18 protein-coding genes are annotated in these 18251 nt (G+C 43.9%); 13 read left to right on the forward strand and 5 right to left on the reverse strand.

The features are described from left to right. The first annotated feature begins 3 nt into the window (after positions 1-3). The 7 genes from H2O73_RS13225 (at position 4) to nqrM (ending at position 6024) form a co-directional block, all read left to right on the forward strand. Positions 4-1245, forward strand: a complete 1242-nt coding sequence (locus H2O73_RS13225) for an NADH:ubiquinone reductase (Na(+)-transporting) subunit B (protein ID WP_182109338.1) — start codon at positions 4-6, stop codon at positions 1243-1245. After that, positions 1235-2017, forward strand: coding sequence for a Na(+)-translocating NADH-quinone reductase subunit C (locus H2O73_RS13230; RefSeq protein ID WP_182109339.1), 783 nt, complete (start codon positions 1235-1237; stop codon positions 2015-2017). Before H2O73_RS13225 ends, H2O73_RS13230 begins: the two co-directional genes overlap by 11 nt. Continuing rightward, positions 2017-2649, forward strand: a complete 633-nt coding sequence (locus tag H2O73_RS13235; RefSeq protein WP_182109340.1) for an NADH:ubiquinone reductase (Na(+)-transporting) subunit D — start codon at positions 2017-2019, stop codon at positions 2647-2649. The genes H2O73_RS13230 and H2O73_RS13235 overlap by 1 nt, the downstream gene beginning before the upstream one ends. Before the next feature lie 4 nt (positions 2650-2653). After that, positions 2654-3250 (forward strand): NADH:ubiquinone reductase (Na(+)-transporting) subunit E, encoded by a 597-nt coding sequence (gene nqrE / locus H2O73_RS13240; protein ID WP_182109341.1) that lies wholly within the window; start codon positions 2654-2656, stop codon positions 3248-3250. A gap of 28 nt (positions 3251-3278) precedes the next feature. Next, positions 3279-4505 carry an NADH:ubiquinone reductase (Na(+)-transporting) subunit F gene (nqrF, locus tag H2O73_RS13245; RefSeq protein ID WP_182109342.1) on the forward strand — a complete coding sequence of 409 codons (1227 nt, stop codon included), beginning with the start codon at positions 3279-3281 and terminating at the stop codon, positions 4503-4505. Positions 4506-4763: 258 nt separating this feature from the next. Continuing rightward, positions 4764-5768 carry an FAD:protein FMN transferase gene (locus H2O73_RS13250; RefSeq protein ID WP_182109343.1) on the forward strand — a complete coding sequence of 335 codons (1005 nt, stop codon included), beginning with the start codon at positions 4764-4766 and terminating at the stop codon, positions 5766-5768. Positions 5769-5790: 22 nt separating this feature from the next. Next, positions 5791-6024 (forward strand): (Na+)-NQR maturation NqrM, encoded by a 234-nt coding sequence (nqrM, locus tag H2O73_RS13255; protein ID WP_182109344.1) that lies wholly within the window; start codon positions 5791-5793, stop codon positions 6022-6024. Between the two features lie 66 nt (positions 6025-6090). On the opposite strand, the gene H2O73_RS13260 is transcribed toward nqrM, so the two are convergent. Further along, a complete protein-coding gene (locus H2O73_RS13260) occupies positions 6091-7305 on the reverse strand; it encodes a diguanylate cyclase (protein WP_182109345.1) in 1215 nt (404 codons plus the stop codon). Positions 7306-7468: 163 nt separating this feature from the next. On the opposite strand from H2O73_RS13260, the gene dinB reads away from it, so the two are divergent. From dinB to H2O73_RS13280, 4 genes are all read left to right on the forward strand, one after another. Next, on the forward strand, positions 7469-8533 hold the full coding sequence (gene dinB, locus H2O73_RS13265; protein WP_182109346.1) for a DNA polymerase IV: 1065 nt from the start codon (positions 7469-7471) through the stop codon (positions 8531-8533). 46 nt (positions 8534-8579) lie between these two features. Continuing rightward, positions 8580-9059: a GreA/GreB family elongation factor gene (locus H2O73_RS13270; RefSeq protein ID WP_182109347.1), complete on the forward strand. Its 480-nt coding sequence runs from the start codon at positions 8580-8582 to the stop codon at positions 9057-9059. 63 nt (positions 9060-9122) lie between these two features. Beyond that, positions 9123-9866: a YggN family protein gene (locus tag H2O73_RS13275; protein ID WP_182109348.1), complete on the forward strand. Its 744-nt coding sequence runs from the start codon at positions 9123-9125 to the stop codon at positions 9864-9866. Between the two features lie 193 nt (positions 9867-10059). Further along, entirely contained in the window at positions 10060-11421 is a 1362-nt protein-coding gene (locus tag H2O73_RS13280) for a sodium-dependent transporter (protein WP_182109349.1), read from the forward strand. 61 nt (positions 11422-11482) lie between these two features. Here the strand turns inward: H2O73_RS13280 and H2O73_RS13285 are convergent, their stop codons facing one another. The 4 genes from H2O73_RS13285 to H2O73_RS13300 form a co-directional block, all read right to left on the reverse strand. Next, complete coding sequence (locus tag H2O73_RS13285) at positions 11483-12547, reverse strand: succinylglutamate desuccinylase/aspartoacylase family protein (protein WP_182109350.1); 1065 nt, start codon at positions 12545-12547, stop codon at positions 11483-11485. Beyond that, positions 12534-13439, reverse strand: coding sequence for a 30S ribosomal protein S6--L-glutamate ligase (gene rimK / locus H2O73_RS13290; RefSeq protein WP_182109351.1), 906 nt, complete (start codon positions 13437-13439; stop codon positions 12534-12536). The genes H2O73_RS13285 and rimK overlap by 14 nt, the downstream gene beginning before the upstream one ends. Next, positions 13439-13882, reverse strand: a complete 444-nt coding sequence (locus H2O73_RS13295; RefSeq protein WP_182109352.1) for an ATP-dependent zinc protease family protein — start codon at positions 13880-13882, stop codon at positions 13439-13441. Before H2O73_RS13295 ends, rimK begins: the two co-directional genes overlap by 1 nt. A gap of 402 nt (positions 13883-14284) precedes the next feature. After that, the gene (locus tag H2O73_RS13300) at positions 14285-15760 is read right to left on the reverse strand and encodes an aminoacyl-histidine dipeptidase (RefSeq protein ID WP_182109353.1); all 1476 of its coding nucleotides are present in this window, start codon (positions 15758-15760) and stop codon (positions 14285-14287) included. A 462-nt stretch (positions 15761-16222) separates the two neighbouring features. On the opposite strand from H2O73_RS13300, the gene vcdP reads away from it, so the two are divergent. Both vcdP and H2O73_RS13305 read left to right on the forward strand, forming a co-directional pair. Then, positions 16223-16309 (forward strand): small protein VcdP, encoded by an 87-nt coding sequence (gene vcdP / locus H2O73_RS23440; protein ID WP_497997498.1) that lies wholly within the window; start codon positions 16223-16225, stop codon positions 16307-16309. A gap of 462 nt (positions 16310-16771) precedes the next feature. Continuing rightward, the gene (locus H2O73_RS13305; RefSeq protein ID WP_182109354.1) at positions 16772-18061 is read left to right on the forward strand and encodes an NCS2 family permease; all 1290 of its coding nucleotides are present in this window, start codon (positions 16772-16774) and stop codon (positions 18059-18061) included. The last annotated feature ends 190 nt before the right edge of the window (positions 18062-18251 follow it).

Raw genomic sequence — 18251 nt, forward strand, 5'->3', positions numbered from 1 at the left:
TCCATGCTTAAAAAATTCCTTGAGGATATCGAGCATCATTTTGAGCCGGGTGGCAAACATGAGAAGTGGTTTGCGCTTTACGAAGCTGCAGCGACACTTTTTTATACGCCTGGTTTAGTGACCAAGAAAAGCTCACACGTTCGTGACAGCGTTGACTTAAAACGCATCATGATCATGGTTTGGTTTGCAGTATTCCCAGCAATGTTCTGGGGTATGTACAACGCGGGTGGTCAAGCGATTGCCGCACTAAACCATATGTATGCTGGTCAAGAACTGGCAACTGTTATCGCAGGTAACTGGCATTACTGGCTAACCGAAATGGTTGGCGGCACGCTAAGTACCGATGCCGGTGTAGGCAGTAAAATGCTACTTGGCGCGACGTACTTCCTACCAATCTACGCAACAGTCTTTCTTGTGGGTGGTTTCTGGGAAGTTCTCTTCTGTATGGTGCGCAAACACGAAGTTAACGAAGGTTTCTTTGTTACCTCTATCTTGTTCGCACTGATCGTTCCGCCAACGCTGCCTTTATGGCAAGCGGCACTAGGTATTACCTTTGGTGTGGTTGTAGCGAAAGAGATCTTTGGTGGTACAGGTCGTAACTTCTTGAACCCAGCACTAGCTGGACGTGCATTCCTATTCTTCGCATACCCTGCTCAAATCTCGGGTGATGTTGTTTGGACTGCTGCGGATGGTTTCTCTGGTGCAACGGCTTTGAGTCAATGGGCTCATGGCGGTGGCGGTGCGTTAATTAACAACGTGACTGGCGCGCCTATTACTTGGATGGATGCATTCATCGGTAATATCCCTGGTTCAATTGGTGAAGTTTCTACGCTTGCATTGATGATTGGTGCTGCGATGATCGTTTACATGCGAATCGCCTCTTGGCGCATCATCGCAGGTACTATGATCGGTATGATTGCAGTAGCGACGCTATTCAACGTCATCGGTTCAGACACTAACCCAATGTTTAATATGCCTTGGCACTGGCACCTAGTTCTTGGTGGCTTTGCATTCGGTATGTTCTTCATGGCAACCGACCCAGTATCGGCTTCATTTACCAATGGCGGTAAGTGGTGGTACGGCATTCTAATCGGTGCAATGTGTGTAATGATTCGTGTGGTTAACCCAGCGTACCCAGAAGGTATGATGCTGGCGATTCTATTCGCGAACCTGTTTGCACCTCTGTTTGACCATGTGGTTATTGAGAAGAACATTAAGCGGAGACTAGCACGCTATGGCAAGTAATAACGATAGCATTAAAAAGACGCTGTTTGTTGTTATCGCATTGAGCTTAGTGTGCTCAATCATCGTATCAACAGCGGCGGTTGGTTTGCGTGATAAGCAAATTGCCAATGCAGCTCTAGATAAGCAAACTAAAATCTTAGAAGTGGCAGGCATCGAGCTATCAAGCGACATTCCAGCTCAGTTTAAAGAGAGCATTGAACCACGTTTAGTCGACTTTACAACCGGTGACTTTATTGAGAAGACCGAAAACGGTCTGACTGCTGCAGATTACGATCAGCGTAAAGCATCGAAAGATCCAGCGCACTCAATCAAACTGACTGCAGATCAAGATAAAGCGAAAATCATTCGTCGTGCAGACGTTGGTATCGTTTACCTTGTGAAGCAAGGTAATGAAGTGTCTAAAGTGATCATTCCAGTACACGGTACGGGTCTATGGTCAATGATGTACGCTTTTGTTGCAGTTGAGACTGACGGTGACACAGTGGCGGGTATTACTTACTACGAGCAAGGTGAAACTCCTGGACTTGGTGGTGAGATCGAGAACCCGACTTGGCGCGCACAATTCGTTGGTAAGAAATTATTCGATGAAAACCACAAGCCAGCAATCAAGATTGTTAAAGGTGGTGCACCTGCAGGTTCTGAGCACGGTGTTGATGGTCTTTCAGGCGCAACGCTAACGGGTAACGGTGTTCAGGGTACATTCGACTTTTGGCTAGGCGATATGGGCTTTGGTCCTTTCCTTGCTAAAGTTCGCGACGGAGGTCTGAACTAATGTCTAGTGCACAAAACATTAAAAAGAGCATTATGGCGCCGGTGTTGGATAACAACCCAATCGCGCTACAAGTTCTTGGTGTATGTTCTGCTCTTGCAGTAACAACCAAACTAGAGACCGCATTTGTAATGACGCTGGCAGTAACGTTTGTAACTGCGTTGTCTAACTTCTCTGTATCTCTAATTCGTAATCACATTCCTAACAGCGTACGTATCATCGTTCAGATGGCAATCATCGCTTCGCTAGTAATTGTGGTAGACCAAGTATTAAAAGCTTACTTATACGATATCTCTAAGCAGCTATCTGTATTCGTAGGCCTGATCATTACCAACTGTATTGTAATGGGTCGTGCTGAAGCATTCGCAATGAAGTCTGCACCACTACCATCATTTATTGACGGTATTGGTAACGGTCTTGGTTACGGCTTTGTGCTTATCACTGTTGCGTTCTTCCGTGAGCTGTTTGGCTCAGGCAAACTATTTGGTTTGGAAGTTCTTCCGCTAGTAAGTAATGGTGGTTGGTATCAACCAAACGGTCTAATGCTACTTGCACCATCGGCATTCTTCCTGATCGGTTTCATGATCTGGGCTATCCGTATCATTAAACCAGAACAAGTAGAAGCGAAGGAGTAACGGCATGGAACATTACATTAGTCTGTTAGTTAAATCGATTTTCATCGAAAACATGGCTTTGTCTTTCTTCCTAGGTATGTGTACTTTCCTTGCCGTATCTAAGAAAGTTAAGACTTCGTTCGGTCTAGGTGTTGCAGTTGTGGTGGTTCTAACTATCGCTGTTCCTGTAAACAACCTAGTTTATACCTATGTATTGAAAGAGAATGCATTGGTTGCAGGTGTGGACTTAAGTTTCCTTAACTTCATTACCTTCATCGGTGTAATCGCTGCATTAGTACAAATTCTAGAAATGATCCTCGACCGTTTCTTCCCACCTTTGTACAACGCGCTAGGTATCTTCCTACCACTGATCACAGTTAACTGTGCAATCTTTGGTGGTGTATCGTTCATGGTACAGCGTGACTATAACTTTGTTGAATCGGTTGTTTACGGGTTTGGCTCTGGTGTGGGTTGGATGTTGGCAATCGTCGCACTTGCGGGTATCCGTGAGAAGATGAAGTATTCTGACGTACCTCCTGGTCTACGTGGTCTTGGTATTACCTTTATCACTGTTGGTTTAATGGCGTTAGGCTTTATGTCTTTCTCTGGTGTTCAACTGTAGGGTAAGCACCCATAATAAGGAATAACAAATGCAAAGCATTATTCTTGGTGTAGTGATGTTTACCATTATTTTACTTGCGTTGGTTTTGGTGATTTTGTTTGCCAAATCTAAGCTAGTACCTACAGGTGACGTTACTATTTCCGTTAATGGCGATCCAGAGAAGAGCTTTGTCACTTCTCCTGGTGACAAGCTACTAAGCGCAATGGCTGGCAAAGGCATCTTTGTATCGTCAGCATGTGGTGGTGGTGGCTCATGTGGTCAGTGTCGCGTAAAAGTGAAGTCTGGCGGTGGTGATATTCTACCAACAGAACTTGACCATATTTCTAAAGGTGAAGCACGTGAAGGCGAGCGTCTAGCTTGTCAGGTAGCGGTTAAAACCGATATGGAAATTGAACTTCCAGAAGAAATCTTTGGTGTTAAGAAGTGGGAATGTACTGTTATCTCGAATAACAACGAAGCGACTTTCATTAAAGAATTGGCACTGGCAATCCCTGAAGGGGAAGAAGTTCCATTCCGTGCTGGTGGCTACATTCAGATCGAAGCTGAACCACACCATGTGAAATACGCAGATTACGATATTCCTGAAGAGTATCGTGGTGACTGGGATAAGTTTAACTTGTTCCGTTACGAATCTATCGTTAAAGAGCATTCAATCCGTGCTTACTCAATGGCTTCATACCCAGAAGAGAAAGGCATTATTAAGCTTAACGTGCGTATCGCAACTCCGCCGCCAAATAATCCAGACGTAGCACCAGGTGTGATGTCGTCTTACATTTGGTCACTAAAAGCGGGTGATAAGTGTACTATTTCAGGTCCGTTTGGTGAGTTCTTCGCTAAAGATACTGACAATGAAATGGTCTTCATCGGTGGTGGTGCAGGTATGGCGCCGATGCGTTCTCATATCTTTGACCAACTTCTACGCCTTAAATCTAAGCGTAAGATGTCTTACTGGTATGGTGCACGTTCTAAGCGTGAAATGTTCTACGTAGAAGATTTCGATGGTCTAGCGGCTGAGAATGATAACTTCGTATGGCACTGTGCTCTGTCTGACCCTATGCCAGAAGATAACTGGGATGGTTACACAGGCTTCATTCACAACGTTCTTTATGAGAACTACCTACGTGATCACGAAGCACCAGAAGATTGTGAATACTACATGTGTGGTCCACCTATGATGAACGCAGCTGTTATCGGCATGCTGAAAGATCTAGGTGTAGAAGATGAGAACATTCTTCTAGATGACTTCGGTGGCTAATTTCTTCTGATTTGACGCCCTGGCGTTGTTAGTAGTGTCAACTTCCGCTAATCACATAGTTATCTATGCTCATAGCGATAAGTCGGCACTACTGCCTAGCCACAACGACAAATCATTTGAAATGAGTATTTCACCAATGATGTATAAGATGGCTGACTCTAGGGTCAGCCATAATTTTATGGTCTTAGTGAATATAAGATAGCTGATGAATATCAACAGCTACCCTATATTTTCTTAAAGTGTATTAGGAGTAAACAAGTGAAAAAGTGGCTTGTTGCATTTGCTTCTCTGTTAGTACTGGCTGGTTGTGAACAACCGGTAGAGCAGATTCATTTAAGTGGTCCTACAATGGGTACCACCTATAATATTAAATACATTGAGCAAGAAGGCATTCCCTCAGCTCAAGTGCTACAAACCGAGATTGATCGTTTACTTGAACAAGTGAACGATCAGATGTCGACGTATCGTAAAGACTCTGAATTAAGTCGCTTCAATCAACATCAAACTAGTGAGCCGTTTGAAGTATCATCGCAAACAGCAACAGTAGTGAAAGAAGCAATGCGCTTAAACGGTCTAACTCTTGGCGCACTCGACGTAACCGTTGGTCCGCTCGTTAACTTATGGGGGTTTGGACCAGAGGCGCGTCCTGATGTGGTTCCTACCGAGGAAGAGTTGGCGGCGCGTAAAGCGAATATTGGTATTCATCATCTATCAATTGATGGGAATAAACTGAGTAAAGATATTCCTAATTTGTATGTTGACCTGTCGACAATAGCCAAAGGCTGGGGTGTCGATGTCGTTGCCGATTATCTGCAAGCGGAAGGTCTCAAAAACTACATGGTTGAAGTGGGCGGCGAGATGCGCTTAAAAGGTCTGAACCGAGAAGGGATTGCTTGGCGTATTGCGATTGAAAAGCCAACCGTGAATGAGCGTAATATTCAAGAAATCATCGAGCCGGGTGATATGGCAGTGGCAACAAGCGGAGACTACCGTAATTACTTTGAGAGCGATGGTGTGCGATACTCACACATAATCGATCCTAAAACGGGTAAGCCGATCAACCACAAAGTAGTGTCTGTCACCGTGTTAGACAAATCGTCAATGACAGCCGATGGTTTAGCTACAGGTTTGATGGTACTTGGCGAAGAACGCGGTATGAGAATCGCCAATGAGAATAATATTCCTGTTTTCATGATTGTGAAAACAGAAGATGGGTTTAAAGAATTGGCTTCTGAAGCGTATAAGCCATTCATTAATAAATAACGAGCTAAGTGAGCACATTAATATGAATACATTTTTGATCACGTTTGCAGTTTTCATGGCAGTGATTGCGGCGATGGCTGTTGGCTACATCTTTCAAAAGAAAGTGGTGAAAGGCAGTTGTGGTGGTTTAGGAGCTGTGGGCATTGAAAAGGTGTGCAACTGTCCAGAACCATGTGATGCACGTAAGAAGCGAGAAGCGCGCGCAGCGGCGAGAGCCGAAAAACTGGCGGCGTGGGAAAAAGACCGCATTGCATAGTGGGCTCGCGACAAGGGTAATTATAAAACCGGCTATTTAGCCGGTTTTTGCTTTTCTAGTGACAAGTTAATTAAAGATAACTCGATTTCGTCCAGCTTCTTTTGCTTGGTAGAGGCGGTCATCAGCCAGTTTAATCTGCTGGTCTAGTGAGCTTTGAACGGTCGCGACCCCAATACTGATCGTTAGCTTGATGGCCGTATGGTTATGAGTAATTGTGGTCTTTTCGATTCTTTGGCGCAGTTTGTCTAAACGGCGTGTAAAACTCTCAAACTCTCCGCAAGCTTGGATACAAAACTCTTCACCACCAAATCGCGCAACAATATCATTGGGGAAATACAGGCTGAGAATTTTCGCAACCGTGACTAAAGCCGTATCACCACCATCATGCCCATAATTGTCATTGACCTGTTTGAAGTGATCGATATCGAGCATTGCGATATTGCGCTCACTGCAGCCTTCACATGCTTGATTAAATAGATAGCGACGGTTCCATAAGCCAGTTAGTGCATCTTGATTTGCCATACGATACAGCTCGTTTGTTGCTTCCTTCATATCGAGGATTTGATGGACACGGCAATAGAACTCTTCTGGGTTAAATGGTTTATTTAAAAAATCATTAGCGCCAGCTTTTAGAAACTGAGCTGTGAGAGTGGCATCGTCAGTTGCCGACAACCCGAGTATTGGCAATTGATTACGATCTCTTGTCTGGCGGATATCGCGGATCATTGAAACACCGTCTTTTTCAGGCATATCATGATCAGTAATGACGAAGGTAATATTAGGATCGCTTTCGAGTTGAGCCAAAGCTTCAGAGCCATGTTCGGCTTGAGTGGTTGAAATGTATTGATGCTCAAGCAACTGTACAACGTGATTGCGTACCATTTGAGAATCATCCACGACCAAACATTTGTGCTGCTGATTTTTTTCTAATCGTTGAACGAGAGGCAGGATGTAAGAGACGGATGCGGTACTGTCTTTTAGTAAGTAGTCTACAACGCCTTTTGCCAGCATGTTCTCACGCAGTTCAGGGTTGAAAAGCGCAGTAAGAACAATGACTTTATGGTTGTGAGTAAGTGCTAACTCGATCACTTCACCATCTTGCCCATCGGGCAAGCAATAGTCGAGAACACAGCAAAGCAAATCAGGCTCATTTAATAGTACCGCGTTGGCTTCAGCAATGTTTTTTGCAGCAAATACTTGGTAACCCACTTGAGTTAATAATTGTTCTAAATAGTTACGAAATGTCAGGCTATCTTCAACAACTAAAATTTTTCTATTCACACCGCTTCCATTCTTAGTCTTGTTATAGATTAAAGAATAAAGAGTTATAACTGTGTGCGCTATCAGTAAGCTCGATAAATGGTACATTGTGAGCAGAAACAGGTTTATTTATTGTTGGGATTATTTATACTGTTTTTTTAAACAGTATTTTTTTGGTGTGGTCATGTCTGAACGGGTAAGAAAAATCATTCATGTTGATATGGATTGTTTTTTTGCCGCTGTAGAGATGCGAGATTTCCCCCAATATCGAGGTCGACCTTTGGCGGTTGGTGGCAGCGAAAAGCAGCGTGGAGTGATAAGTACCTGTAACTATGAAGCGCGCAAGTTTGGTGTACGCAGTGCAATGCCAACAGCAAGGGCGCTACAGCTGTGTACAAATCTCATTGTTGTTCCCGGCAGGATGGATGTTTATAAGCAAGTCTCCCGCCAAATTCGCGCTATCTTCGAACGGTATACACCAATAATTGAACCTCTTTCTTTAGATGAAGCGTATCTCGATGTTACCCATGCGACTGCTTGCCGTGGTTCAGCAACACTGATTGCTGAAGCGATTCGTCGTGATATTTATGCTGAGCTTAACCTCACGGCTTCTGCCGGTATTGCGCCGATAAAGTTTCTTGCCAAAGTCGCCTCTGACATCAATAAGCCCAATGGACAATTTGTGATCCCGCCTGATCTAGTACAGCAAGTGGTGGATAAACTGCCGTTGGAAAAAATCCCGGGCGTTGGCAAAGTGAGCTTAGAAAAACTGCACAACGCAGGCTTTTACTTGTGTGAAGACATAAAAAATGCCGATTATCTCGAACTGCTGCGTCGGTTTGGTCGCCAAGGGGAATCGCTCTGGAAGCGCAGTCATGGTATTGATGACCGTGAAATTGTCGTTGAGCGAGAGCGAAAATCGGTAGGGGTAGAGCGTACATTCAGTCAAAATATTTCTAGCTACCAACAATGTTGGCAGGTCATAGAAGAAAAACTATTTCCTGAACTTGAGGTGCGCCTTGCCAAAGCAAGCCCAGATAAAAGCATCCTCAAACAGGGGATTAAGGTTAAGTTCGCAGATTTTCAGCTCACAACAATCGAGCATATTCACCCACAACTTGAGCTGGAAGATTTTCGTCAATTATTGGCTGATGTATTGAAGCGCCAGAATGGGCGAGAGATCCGCTTGTTAGGATTAAACGTAATGTTAAAACCTGAGTTACAGACTAAGCAATTAAGCTTCTTCTAAATGCCTGTGCTATTCTCGGCTTGTCATATTAATACCCGTCTTGAGAATGGATAAACAAATAATAACAGCGGCAATTATTTCCGCCTTAGAAGCCAAGCTTTCAATTGCATTGGCAGCCACACAGCGTGCCATCGATGCCGCTACCGATGAAGAAACTGTACCAGAACATAAGTACGATACTCTAGCATTAGAAGCCTCCTATTTGGCTCATGGGCAAGCTATGCGTGTTCAGGAGTGCGAGCAAGAGTTGAATGTATTTCGAAATCTAAAAGTGCGCAGCTTTGAGGAGCAAGCCATTGCTGTTGGGGCTTACGTTGAGCTAGAGGATGAACAAGAAGTATTAAAACGCTTTTTTATCTCCCCCTGTGCTGGTGGTCTTGAGGTTAGTTATCAAAATCATCCGGTTTATTTGCTGACGACCTTATCCCCCTTGGGCAAGGTGCTGAAAGGCAAATTGGAAGGCGATGAAGTGCTGTTGAGTATTGCCGACAAATCCATGACCTATCAAGTTGTGACCGTACGTTAACATAGCATTGCTATTATTGATGTTATAGTAAACAAAGATACACCAGCCCATTAAGTGAAAGCCATGAAACAATTATTAACCTTGTCTCTTATTTTTATGAGTACCAGCAGCTACGCTGCGCAGTGCCGTGTTGATTTGCAAAATCAAATTACCTTAGATGGTGAGCAGATTGAGATTGCACAAGCTGATGGTGATACTGCAAAAATGGATGGGGACAATAACCTAATTATTCATGGTGAGAAAATTACCTTAAATGCTGAGCAGCAGGCAGCGATTAAAGCGTATCGTCAAAAGATGAATGACTATCTACCTAAAGCCAAACAGATGGCTGATGATAGCATCGAGCTTGCCAATGATTTGATTGATGATGTCGCGCAAAGTCTGGATGCGCCGAATGCATTTGATGATGTCAAGTTAGCGGTTAAATCGTTCTACTCAGATGTTGAGGCGCGTTACTATAAAGACGGTGATTTGATCTTACCTGCACAAAGTTTTGCTGAGATGACGAAATCATGGTCTGAAGATTTTGCGAAAGCGAAAGAGATCTTTTCGACTGAATTTATGGGTAATGCCATGACGGTGCTGTCTGAAAAAATGCAGCAAGAAGATGGGCTGAATTTAACTGAACTGTCTGAAAGCATGTATGAATTGAAACTGAGAGTTGAACAGCGCATGGCTGAGCACGCTAAACAAGCAGAGCTGCAAGCTCAAGATTTTTGTGATTCGTTGGACGATATTGCAGAACAGGAGCAGGATGTGTTGAAAAAAATCCCAGAACTGAAAGATTATCAGGTCTTCATTATTTAAAATTATTTCATGCAAGAGGGCGTCAATTGGCGCCTTTTTTAATGCTGTTACTTATTTGTTAAAAATTGAGCGCAGCGTAAATATCGCTTATCAGCTTTCTTATGAAGAATTAATCACTATTATATATTGCGTTAAACAATGAATGACTATAATGTACTAGCACACTAGTTTATTGATATTTTGTGTGAGTAGTATGACACAAGCAGACACTTCTAGCCGTGAGCACTTCGGTTCTCGACTTGGCTTTATATTAGCGGCGGCTGGTGCAGCCGTTGGTCTTGGTAATATTTGGGGTTTCCCTACGCAAGCTGCTAGCAATGGTGGTGGTGCGTTTTTGTTGGTTTACCTAGTCATGATTCTTATCGTTGCATTTCCTATGTTAGTTGTGGAAATGGCGATTGGTCGTTCTGGTCAAGCGAATCCAGTAGATAGCATGCGTTCACTTACGAGCAATCCGGTTGGGAAGTTCTTTGGTGGGATTGTCGGTTGGATTGGATTAAGCGTGCCAAGTATGGTTCTGGCGTTTTATAGCATTGTAGGCGGATGGTTGATTTGCTTTTTGCTCGGTGCGATCACGGATGTGTTTGGTTTAGAAACGGCGACTGCGTGGTTTAAAGGGTTTAGTGTTGAACGCAATCTTTTCGGTACTCTTGTTTTTTATGTTCTCACTATTCTGATTGTCCAAGGTGGCGTTAAGCAAGGTATTGAGAAGTGGTCAACTCGATTGATGCCTGCTCTTTTTGTGCTATTTGCCTTGTTGTTTGTCTATATCATGACGCAAGCGGGAGCAATGGAAGGTTTAAAGCACTATTTGGTGCCTGATTTTTCAAAAGTGTTGGACCGTAAACTGATCTTGGCGGCAATGGGGCAGGGCTTCTTCTCATTGACCATTGGTGGCTGTTCTATGCTGATTTACGGCTCTTACTTAAGCAAAAAAGAGAACTTACCGAAAATGGCAATGAGCGTGACCTTGGTCGATACAGCGGTGGCTTTTATTGCGGGTTTGGTCGTGATGCCAGCCATGTTTGTCGCGATGCAAAAAGGCGTGCAAATTTACGCACAAGATGGCTCACTATTAAGCTCTGATACCCTAGTATTCACTGTGCTGCCGTTAATGTTTGATAGCCTAGGCTTGCTTGGGCAACTATTCGCTATCGCGTTCTTCTTACTACTCACCATTGCTGCACTGACGTCGTCGATTTCAATGCTAGAGTGTCCAGTCTCTTTGGTTAGCGAGCGTTTGAATACCAAGCGCGGTACAACAAGTTGGGTGTTAGGCGGACTTATCGCTCTGTTTAGCGTGGTGATTGTCTACAATTTTGCCGCTATGTTTGGTTTGGTCGCGACAGTGGCTACCCAATATCTACAACCGACAGCAGCATTAATGTTCTGTTTATTTGGTGGTTGGGTATGGAGCCGAAATGCGAAAATCAAAGAGCTTGAACACGGCTGTCCTGAATTCACTCAAGGTTGGTTTGGTAAGCTGTGGCCAGCGTATGTGAAATTTGTTTGTCCGATTTTGGTGGCGACGGTTATTTGGGCATCATTCGGTTAGTGTAAATTTGAAAAACAAAAAAGCCCGCAACAGCGGGCTTTTTACTATCTTAATCAAGAGATTAAGATGGCGTATTGATTTGACCTGTAGTCAGTAGATCGATATCGGCATCGACAAAGTCTTCAATAAAATCTTCTACCACTTGCTCAACTTCGTCGTCATCGCCTTCAAAGTAAGCTAAGTGGAATACAGCATCGCCTTCATTGACTAATGGCAGCGTTTGCTGACCAATGACGATGCCGCCTTTACGAGCTTTCAACTCGATTTCACCGTGACCAAGTGGCGCATTGATGTATGCCAACACTTGGTTTTTCTCGACCTTGTCACCCAGGGTCACAACCGTACGTAGAATACCGTCGCTTTCTGCGCGTAACCAACTGGTCGATTTAGCAATCACAGTCGTTGGTAACTTTTTACGATCAGCACGTAGCATACCAATGGCTTGCATTACTCGCTGAACACCGTAGAAACCCGCACTAATACAGATTGGCTCAAAACGAAGTGCTTCACCTGCTTCATATGTCAGTACAGGGATGCCCAGACGCTCTGCTTCACTACGCAGTGAACCGTCGCGCAAAGGCGCATCAATGGTGACTGGTGTAGCAAATGCTTGTGCAATTCGTAGTGTTTCTGGGTTGCTCAAGTCCGCGCGAATTTGAGGTAAATTCGTACGGTGAATAGCCCCGGTGTGAAGATCGAGAATATAGTCACAATCTTTTGCCACTTGAGAGAAGAAGGTGTGCGCCATGCGAGAAGCAAGTGACCCTTTTTCACTACCCGGGAAGCATCGGTTTAAGTCACGGCGGTCTGGCAGATAGCGAGACTTATGAATGAAACCAAATACGTTCACAATAGGCACCGCAATAAGGGTGCCTTTGAGTTTGCTCGCATCAATGGTGTTGATTAACTGGCGTACAATTTCAACGCCATTGAGTTCATCGCCATGGATTGCCGCGTTTACCATCAATGTTGGGCCTTGCAACTTACCATTGATGATTTCGACTGGAATCGATAAAGGTGAATGAGTATAAAGCTTGGCAGCTTCTAACTTAATAACCTTTCGTTCGCCCGGCTCGACAGTCTCACCGAGAAATTCAAAAGCACGATTCTTTTTAGCCTTTGCCACGAGTTTTAGTCCTTTTGCTTGCCGCGTTCTTTTCAATAAAATCGACAATCATTCCAGCGATGTCCTTGCCGGTAGCGGCCTCAATACCTTCCAGACCTGGAGATGAGTTTACTTCCATAACTAATGGACCACGGTCTGAACGAAGTAGATCGACCCCAGCCACATTTAGACCCATGATTTTCGCAGCAGCAACCGCAGTGCGACGCTCTTCTGGTGTAATTTTGATTAGTGATGCGCTACCGCCACGGTGTAGGTTAGAGCGGAACTCACCTTCAGCACCTTGACGTTTCATTGCTGCAATCACTTTATCACCCAGTACGAAACAGCGGATATCAGCACCGCCAGCTTCTTTAATAAATTCTTGTACCATGATGTTAGCTTTTAAGCCCATGAAAGCTTCTACTACGCTTTCTGCTGCCTTACGTGTTTCTGCTAACACAACACCGATACCTTGAGTGCCTTCAAGTAGCTTGATAACAACTGGCGCACCGCCAACCATTTCAAGTAGATCTTTAACATCATCTGGTTTGCTTGCAAAACCAGTGATAGGCATACCGATACCTTTACGAGAAAGCAGTTGCATTGAACGTAGTTTGTCACGAGAACGTGTAATCGCTACCGATTCGTTTACTGGGTAGACACCCATCATTTCAAACTGACGCAATACCGCTGTGCCGTAAAAAGTCACCGACGCACCGATGCGTGGAATAATCGCATCATAGCCAGAAAGCTCTTCGCCTTTGAAGTGAATTTCTGGCTTTTTAGAATTGATATTCATGTAACAGCGCAGAGCATCAACGACTTTAACTTCATGACCTCGAATCTCACACGCTTCGATCAGACGACGAGTAGAGTACAGATTCGCGTTGCGTGACAGAATACCAATTCTCATTATTTATTTTCCTCAAACGGGATTAGATATGTTTCAACAGGGTCAACTTGGATGCGATGGTGCATCGCTGTGCGCCCAAGTAGCATACGAAATGCCATGTTTTCACGGTTGTTTAGCGTGATTTCGACCGGCCAGGTTTGTCCGCCTAGGCTCATATCAGTTTCAATCACAAAGCGTTGTTCTTCATGACCACCAGAGTCACGAACGACACGTTGGTCTTTAACTATCGCTTCACAAACAACTTCTACTTCCGTGTTGTGTTGGATTGGGTGAATCCAAAAACGCACCCACAATGTCTCTTCCTTGGTGAAGCTCTCGACCTTAAACGCGTGTAAGCAAGATGTTCTGGCACCAGTGTCGATTTTGGCGTTAATTTTATCAATACCTAGACCAGGTAGGCTCAGTGTCTCGCACCAACCCACAAGTAATTTTTCTTTCTTCATCGCAGTTATTCAGTTTTTTGTTGATACTAAAAGTAATAATGCCGCTCACGTAAGCAGGGATTTGAAGCGTAGTTTTAATTAGCTTGATTCAATATCAAAGCCAATAAATCACGTCTCAAAATGGATGCTTGAGGACGACTGCCTATTACAGATTAGTACATGAGAGAAATAAGACACCCCAGGATGGTGTGCTCCCAACATAACAACACGGTGTTATGGCTTGAAGAAGGCAAGATGGTTTGCCCAAAGACGCTTCAAGGGGGGCGACTGTAACAACCTGACTTATTCGTGACTAGCGAAAATAAACAATCGTCACGATAAATTATTTCTATCATTGCTGGTGAAAAAGCCAGCTAATGAAAGCTGGCTTTTTCGATTACTTATTCTAATGCAAATTCTTAATTAAGACTTGCTTGGGATGTTTTCTAGCAATGCCACCATTTGCTCCCAGAATAGGGCAACGGTGCTAATTTCCACTTTTTCATCTGGTGAATGTGGGAACTTGATCGTTGGGCCAAATGACAGCATGTCCATGTTAGGGTACGGTTCTTTAAATAGCCCACATTCAAGACCTGCGTGGATCACCATTATATTTGGTTTGTGGCCGTAAATGTCGTTATAAAGATCACGGAATACTTGCATGATTTCTGAATCTGCGTCTGGTTTCCAGCCTGGGTACCCACCGCTAAATTGAATGCTTGCACCTGCCAATTCAGCAACCGAACTTAGCGTGCTTTCTACTTGGTGACGACCTGAGTCAATCAACGAGCGAATTAAGCAAAGAATAGCCACTTTGTCATTTTCAGTTGTGATCACACCAACGTTTAATGAAGTTTCAACTACGCCTTGAATATCATCACTCATGCGGATAACGCCGTTTGGTAACGCGTTCAATGTTGCGATGAAACTTTGTTGAGTGGCTATAGTAAAGACTTTGCCTTCAGTGATTTCTGTTGCTTGGTTGAACGTAACAATATCCGTTTCTACGCGACCCAGTTCTGCGCGCAGTAGCTCTGTGTAGTATTCAAATAACTCGGCTAATTTACCTTCATTCTCTACAGGCAATGCCACGGTAACGAAGGCTTCACGAGGAATCGCATTTCGTAAGCTACCACCACGGAACTCTACTAAACGTAAATCGAGTTCTTGTGCGTGACCAGCGAGGAAGCGACCAAGCAGTTTGTTGGCATTGCCACGACCTGTGTTGATATCACAACCTGAGTGACCGCCTTTTAGACCTTTCAATACCAGTTGACGAGTGGTGTAACCGGTAGGGATTGCCTCACGTTCTATTGTTAGCGTTAGTTCGCCATCAATACCACCCGCGCAACCCATGTAAACTTCGCCTTCTTGCTCTGAGTCAGTATTAAGAAGGATGTCACCTTCTAACCAACCCGCTTCTAGACCAAATGCGCCTGTCATGCCTGCTTCTTCATCAATGGTCAATAGCACTTCAATTGGACCATGTTTGATATCATTCGAAGCGAGTACCGCAAGGCAAGATGCCATGCCGATACCGTTATCAGCGCCTAAGGTCGTGCCTTTAGCGGTTACCCATCCACCATCAATGTAAGGCTGAATGGCATCCGTGGTGAAGTCGTGTTGTGTGTCTTCATTTTTCTGCGGCACCATATCAATGTGCGCTTGAAGAACCACGCCTTTCTTGTTTTCCATTCCTGGTGTGGCAGCCTTCTTGATAAAGACATTGCCCGTAGGATCGCGGCGAACATCTAAACCTTGTTCTTCAGCCCAGCTTACGATGAACTGCGCTAGCGCTTCTTCGTGTTTTGATGGGTGGGCGATAGAACAAATCTTATCGAAGAATTGCCATAGTGGAGCAGGCGATAACTCGCTGATTTCAGAATGGAACTCAGTCACGGATGACTCCTTATATTACTTAAGACCAGATCATATTGAATATATTGTTGCCAAGCATGGCATGAAACACTAGAGCTGACCTACAAATTAGAGAAAGCTAGCATATCACTCTCATTAGAAAGAGAGTAGAGGGCGGGGGATTTTTGTTATTCGTTGTATGTAAAGCCATCAAATGGACCTAAATAGCCATAAGCAATCGTTTTCATCGAGATGAACTTACTGTGGTGATACTTTCGTCTAACTGTAATTTTATTACGAAATAAATTCGATCTGGATCACAATTAATTATTTTTGAGACTTTTATCACTCTCTCTATTGTAATTTTTTTTCGTTGAGGTATATTTATGACCAACTTCACAAGTTGAAGAAAAAACGCTCAAAGGATGAGTCCGATTTATCGCCTCCAAGGAACCGAGAAATCAACGTTTGTTTTTTTTAATGCATTGATTTAAAGGTGATAGCATGAAAGGTTTACCAAGTGCAATGTTCTGGATAAACAGCTCTGTTTATACGAGTAACTTTGTATACCCTGCAAGCTTCGGCTACTAGTTGTAGCTTGCTTCTGAACAGTTTTGTTCACCCCTATTATTGGAATTTTTTTACAGCTGTCTATTTTGGCTGACATGATTCAACCGCCACTCACTTTGAGTGGCGTTTTTTTATCCCGCTATTTATCTTAAAGGCTGCTTTTCAACAGCAACTCAAATCAATCTTCATTAGCTTAGGTAGATATCCCCACAATCGTGGTCATTTCCGTCGAGTTCTTTGCTGAAAGTTTACAACACGGTTCAAATTTCCATCAAATAAATTGCTCTGCATTTGTTGCTGTTACCTTATGAAAAATAAAGTAATTTACAGGATTGATAGTGGTTATCCCTGTTACTTCGCTAGCTATATAACGAAAAATATTAATTAGAGTGATAATTCTATCTGGAATTTGTTATTTGATAACTTTATAATCCCAGCCAATCGATTACGCAAACGTTTACTTTGAATTTATAGGATTCGACCATGTTCGAGAAACTGTTCAAACTCAGTGAGAATGGCACGACCGTCAAAACTGAGATCATCGCCGGTTTGACGACCTTCCTGACGATGGCTTATATCATTTTTGTTAACCCAGCCATGCTTGCTGACGCGGGTATGGATAAAGGCGCGGTTTTTGTTGCGACTTGTTTAGCGGCTGCTATTGGCTGTTTCATTATGGGTTTCGTTGCTAACTACCCAATCGCACTTGCGCCAGGCATGGGTTTGAATGCTTTCTTCACCTACGGTGTTGTTTTAGGTATGGGGCATACTTGGCAAGTTGCGCTAGGCGCGGTATTTGTCTCGGGCATCCTGTTTATGGCATTGAGCATATTTAAGGTACGAGAGTGGATCATTAACTCTATTCCAATGTCGCTTCGTACCGGTATCTCGGCAGGTATTGGTCTTTTCCTTGCCTTCATTGGTCTACAAAATGCGGGCATCGTGGTTGATAACCCTGCGACGTTGGTCAGCCGTGGCGACATTACTAGCCTTAAACCGGCGTTGGCCGCTTTGGGCTTCTTCTTAACAATTGGTTTGGTATACCGTGGCGTTCGTGGCGCGGTTATGATCGCCATCTTAATTATTACGGCTATCGGCATCGTGGTTGGTGATGTTCAGTGGGGCGGTTTGATGTCTGCGCCACCAAGTATTGCCCCAACATTGATGCAAATGAATATTGCTGATGTATTTGAAGTTGGCATGATTTCAGTTGTCTTTGCATTCTTATTCGTCGATCTGTTTGATACTGCTGGCACGCTGGTAGGGGTGGCAACCAAAGCAAACCTAATTAAAGAAGATGGTAAATTACCACGTTTGAGCAAAGCGTTACTGGCTGACTCTACTGCAACGTCGGTTGGTGCAATGTTAGGTACATCAAGTACCACTTCGTTTGTTGAATCAACTGCGGGTGTAGCTGCGGGTGGGCGTACGGGCTTAACTGCGGTTGTTGTTGGTCTGCTATTTATTCTGGCTCTTTTCTTTGCACCATTGGCAGGCATGATCCCAGCTTATGCAACCGCAGGCGCGCTATTCTATGTCGCGATTCTGATGATGTCAGGATTGGTGAGTGTTGATTGGCGTGACCTTACAGAAGCGGCACCTGTTGTTGTTACTTGTTTACTGATGCCGTTAACTTACTCAATTGCAGAAGGTATCGCTTTAGGCTTTATCTCTTACGCAGCGATTAAATTACTAAGTGGTAAAGGTCGTGAGGTTTCGGTTAGTGTTTGGGTGCTTTCAGCCATCTTCATCATCAAATACTTGCTCGCTTAAGTACAATAGTGTGCCAAGCTGCTACAAGTTTGGTGCATTCTAAATTGAATAGTAAAAGCCATAGTAGATCACACTGCTATGGCTTTTCTTTTATTAGAAGAAATTCCCCATTGGTATTGTAGGTCTGTTTGGGTAGAATAATCGTTTGCGCAGCTTGCCCCCATTCAGCTGTTCGCACTCTGCTACTTTC

Origin of the sequence: Vibrio marinisediminis, assembly GCF_014050145.1 — a bacterium.
In the GTDB taxonomy this organism is placed as follows: Bacteria; Pseudomonadota; Gammaproteobacteria; order Enterobacterales; family Vibrionaceae; genus Vibrio; species Vibrio marinisediminis.

What these genes read in the sequence shown, in the direction of transcription:
- H2O73_RS13225 (WP_182109338.1), top strand. Translation starts at nt 4, where the DNA reads ATGCTTAAAAAATTCCTTGAGGATATCGAGCATCATTTTGAGCCGGGT.
- H2O73_RS13230 (WP_182109339.1), top strand. Translation starts at nt 1,235, where the DNA reads ATGGCAAGTAATAACGATAGCATTAAAAAGACGCTGTTTGTTGTTATC.
- H2O73_RS13235 (WP_182109340.1), top strand. Translation starts at nt 2,017, where the DNA reads ATGTCTAGTGCACAAAACATTAAAAAGAGCATTATGGCGCCGGTGTTG.
- nqrE (WP_182109341.1), top strand. Translation starts at nt 2,654, where the DNA reads ATGGAACATTACATTAGTCTGTTAGTTAAATCGATTTTCATCGAAAAC.
- nqrF (WP_182109342.1), top strand. Translation starts at nt 3,279, where the DNA reads ATGCAAAGCATTATTCTTGGTGTAGTGATGTTTACCATTATTTTACTT.
- nqrM (WP_182109344.1), top strand. Translation starts at nt 5,791, where the DNA reads ATGAATACATTTTTGATCACGTTTGCAGTTTTCATGGCAGTGATTGCG.
- dinB (WP_182109346.1), top strand. Translation starts at nt 7,469, where the DNA reads ATGTCTGAACGGGTAAGAAAAATCATTCATGTTGATATGGATTGTTTT.
- H2O73_RS13270 (WP_182109347.1), top strand. Translation starts at nt 8,580, where the DNA reads ATGGATAAACAAATAATAACAGCGGCAATTATTTCCGCCTTAGAAGCC.
- H2O73_RS13275 (WP_182109348.1), top strand. Translation starts at nt 9,123, where the DNA reads ATGAAACAATTATTAACCTTGTCTCTTATTTTTATGAGTACCAGCAGC.
- H2O73_RS13280 (WP_182109349.1), top strand. Translation starts at nt 10,060, where the DNA reads ATGACACAAGCAGACACTTCTAGCCGTGAGCACTTCGGTTCTCGACTT.
- rimK (WP_182109351.1), bottom strand. Translation starts at nt 13,439, where the DNA reads ATGAGAATTGGTATTCTGTCACGCAACGCGAATCTGTACTCTACTCGT.
- H2O73_RS13295 (WP_182109352.1), bottom strand. Translation starts at nt 13,882, where the DNA reads ATGAAGAAAGAAAAATTACTTGTGGGTTGGTGCGAGACACTGAGCCTA.
- vcdP (WP_497997498.1), top strand. Translation starts at nt 16,223, where the DNA reads ATGAAAGGTTTACCAAGTGCAATGTTCTGGATAAACAGCTCTGTTTAT.
- H2O73_RS13305 (WP_182109354.1), top strand. Translation starts at nt 16,772, where the DNA reads ATGTTCGAGAAACTGTTCAAACTCAGTGAGAATGGCACGACCGTCAAA.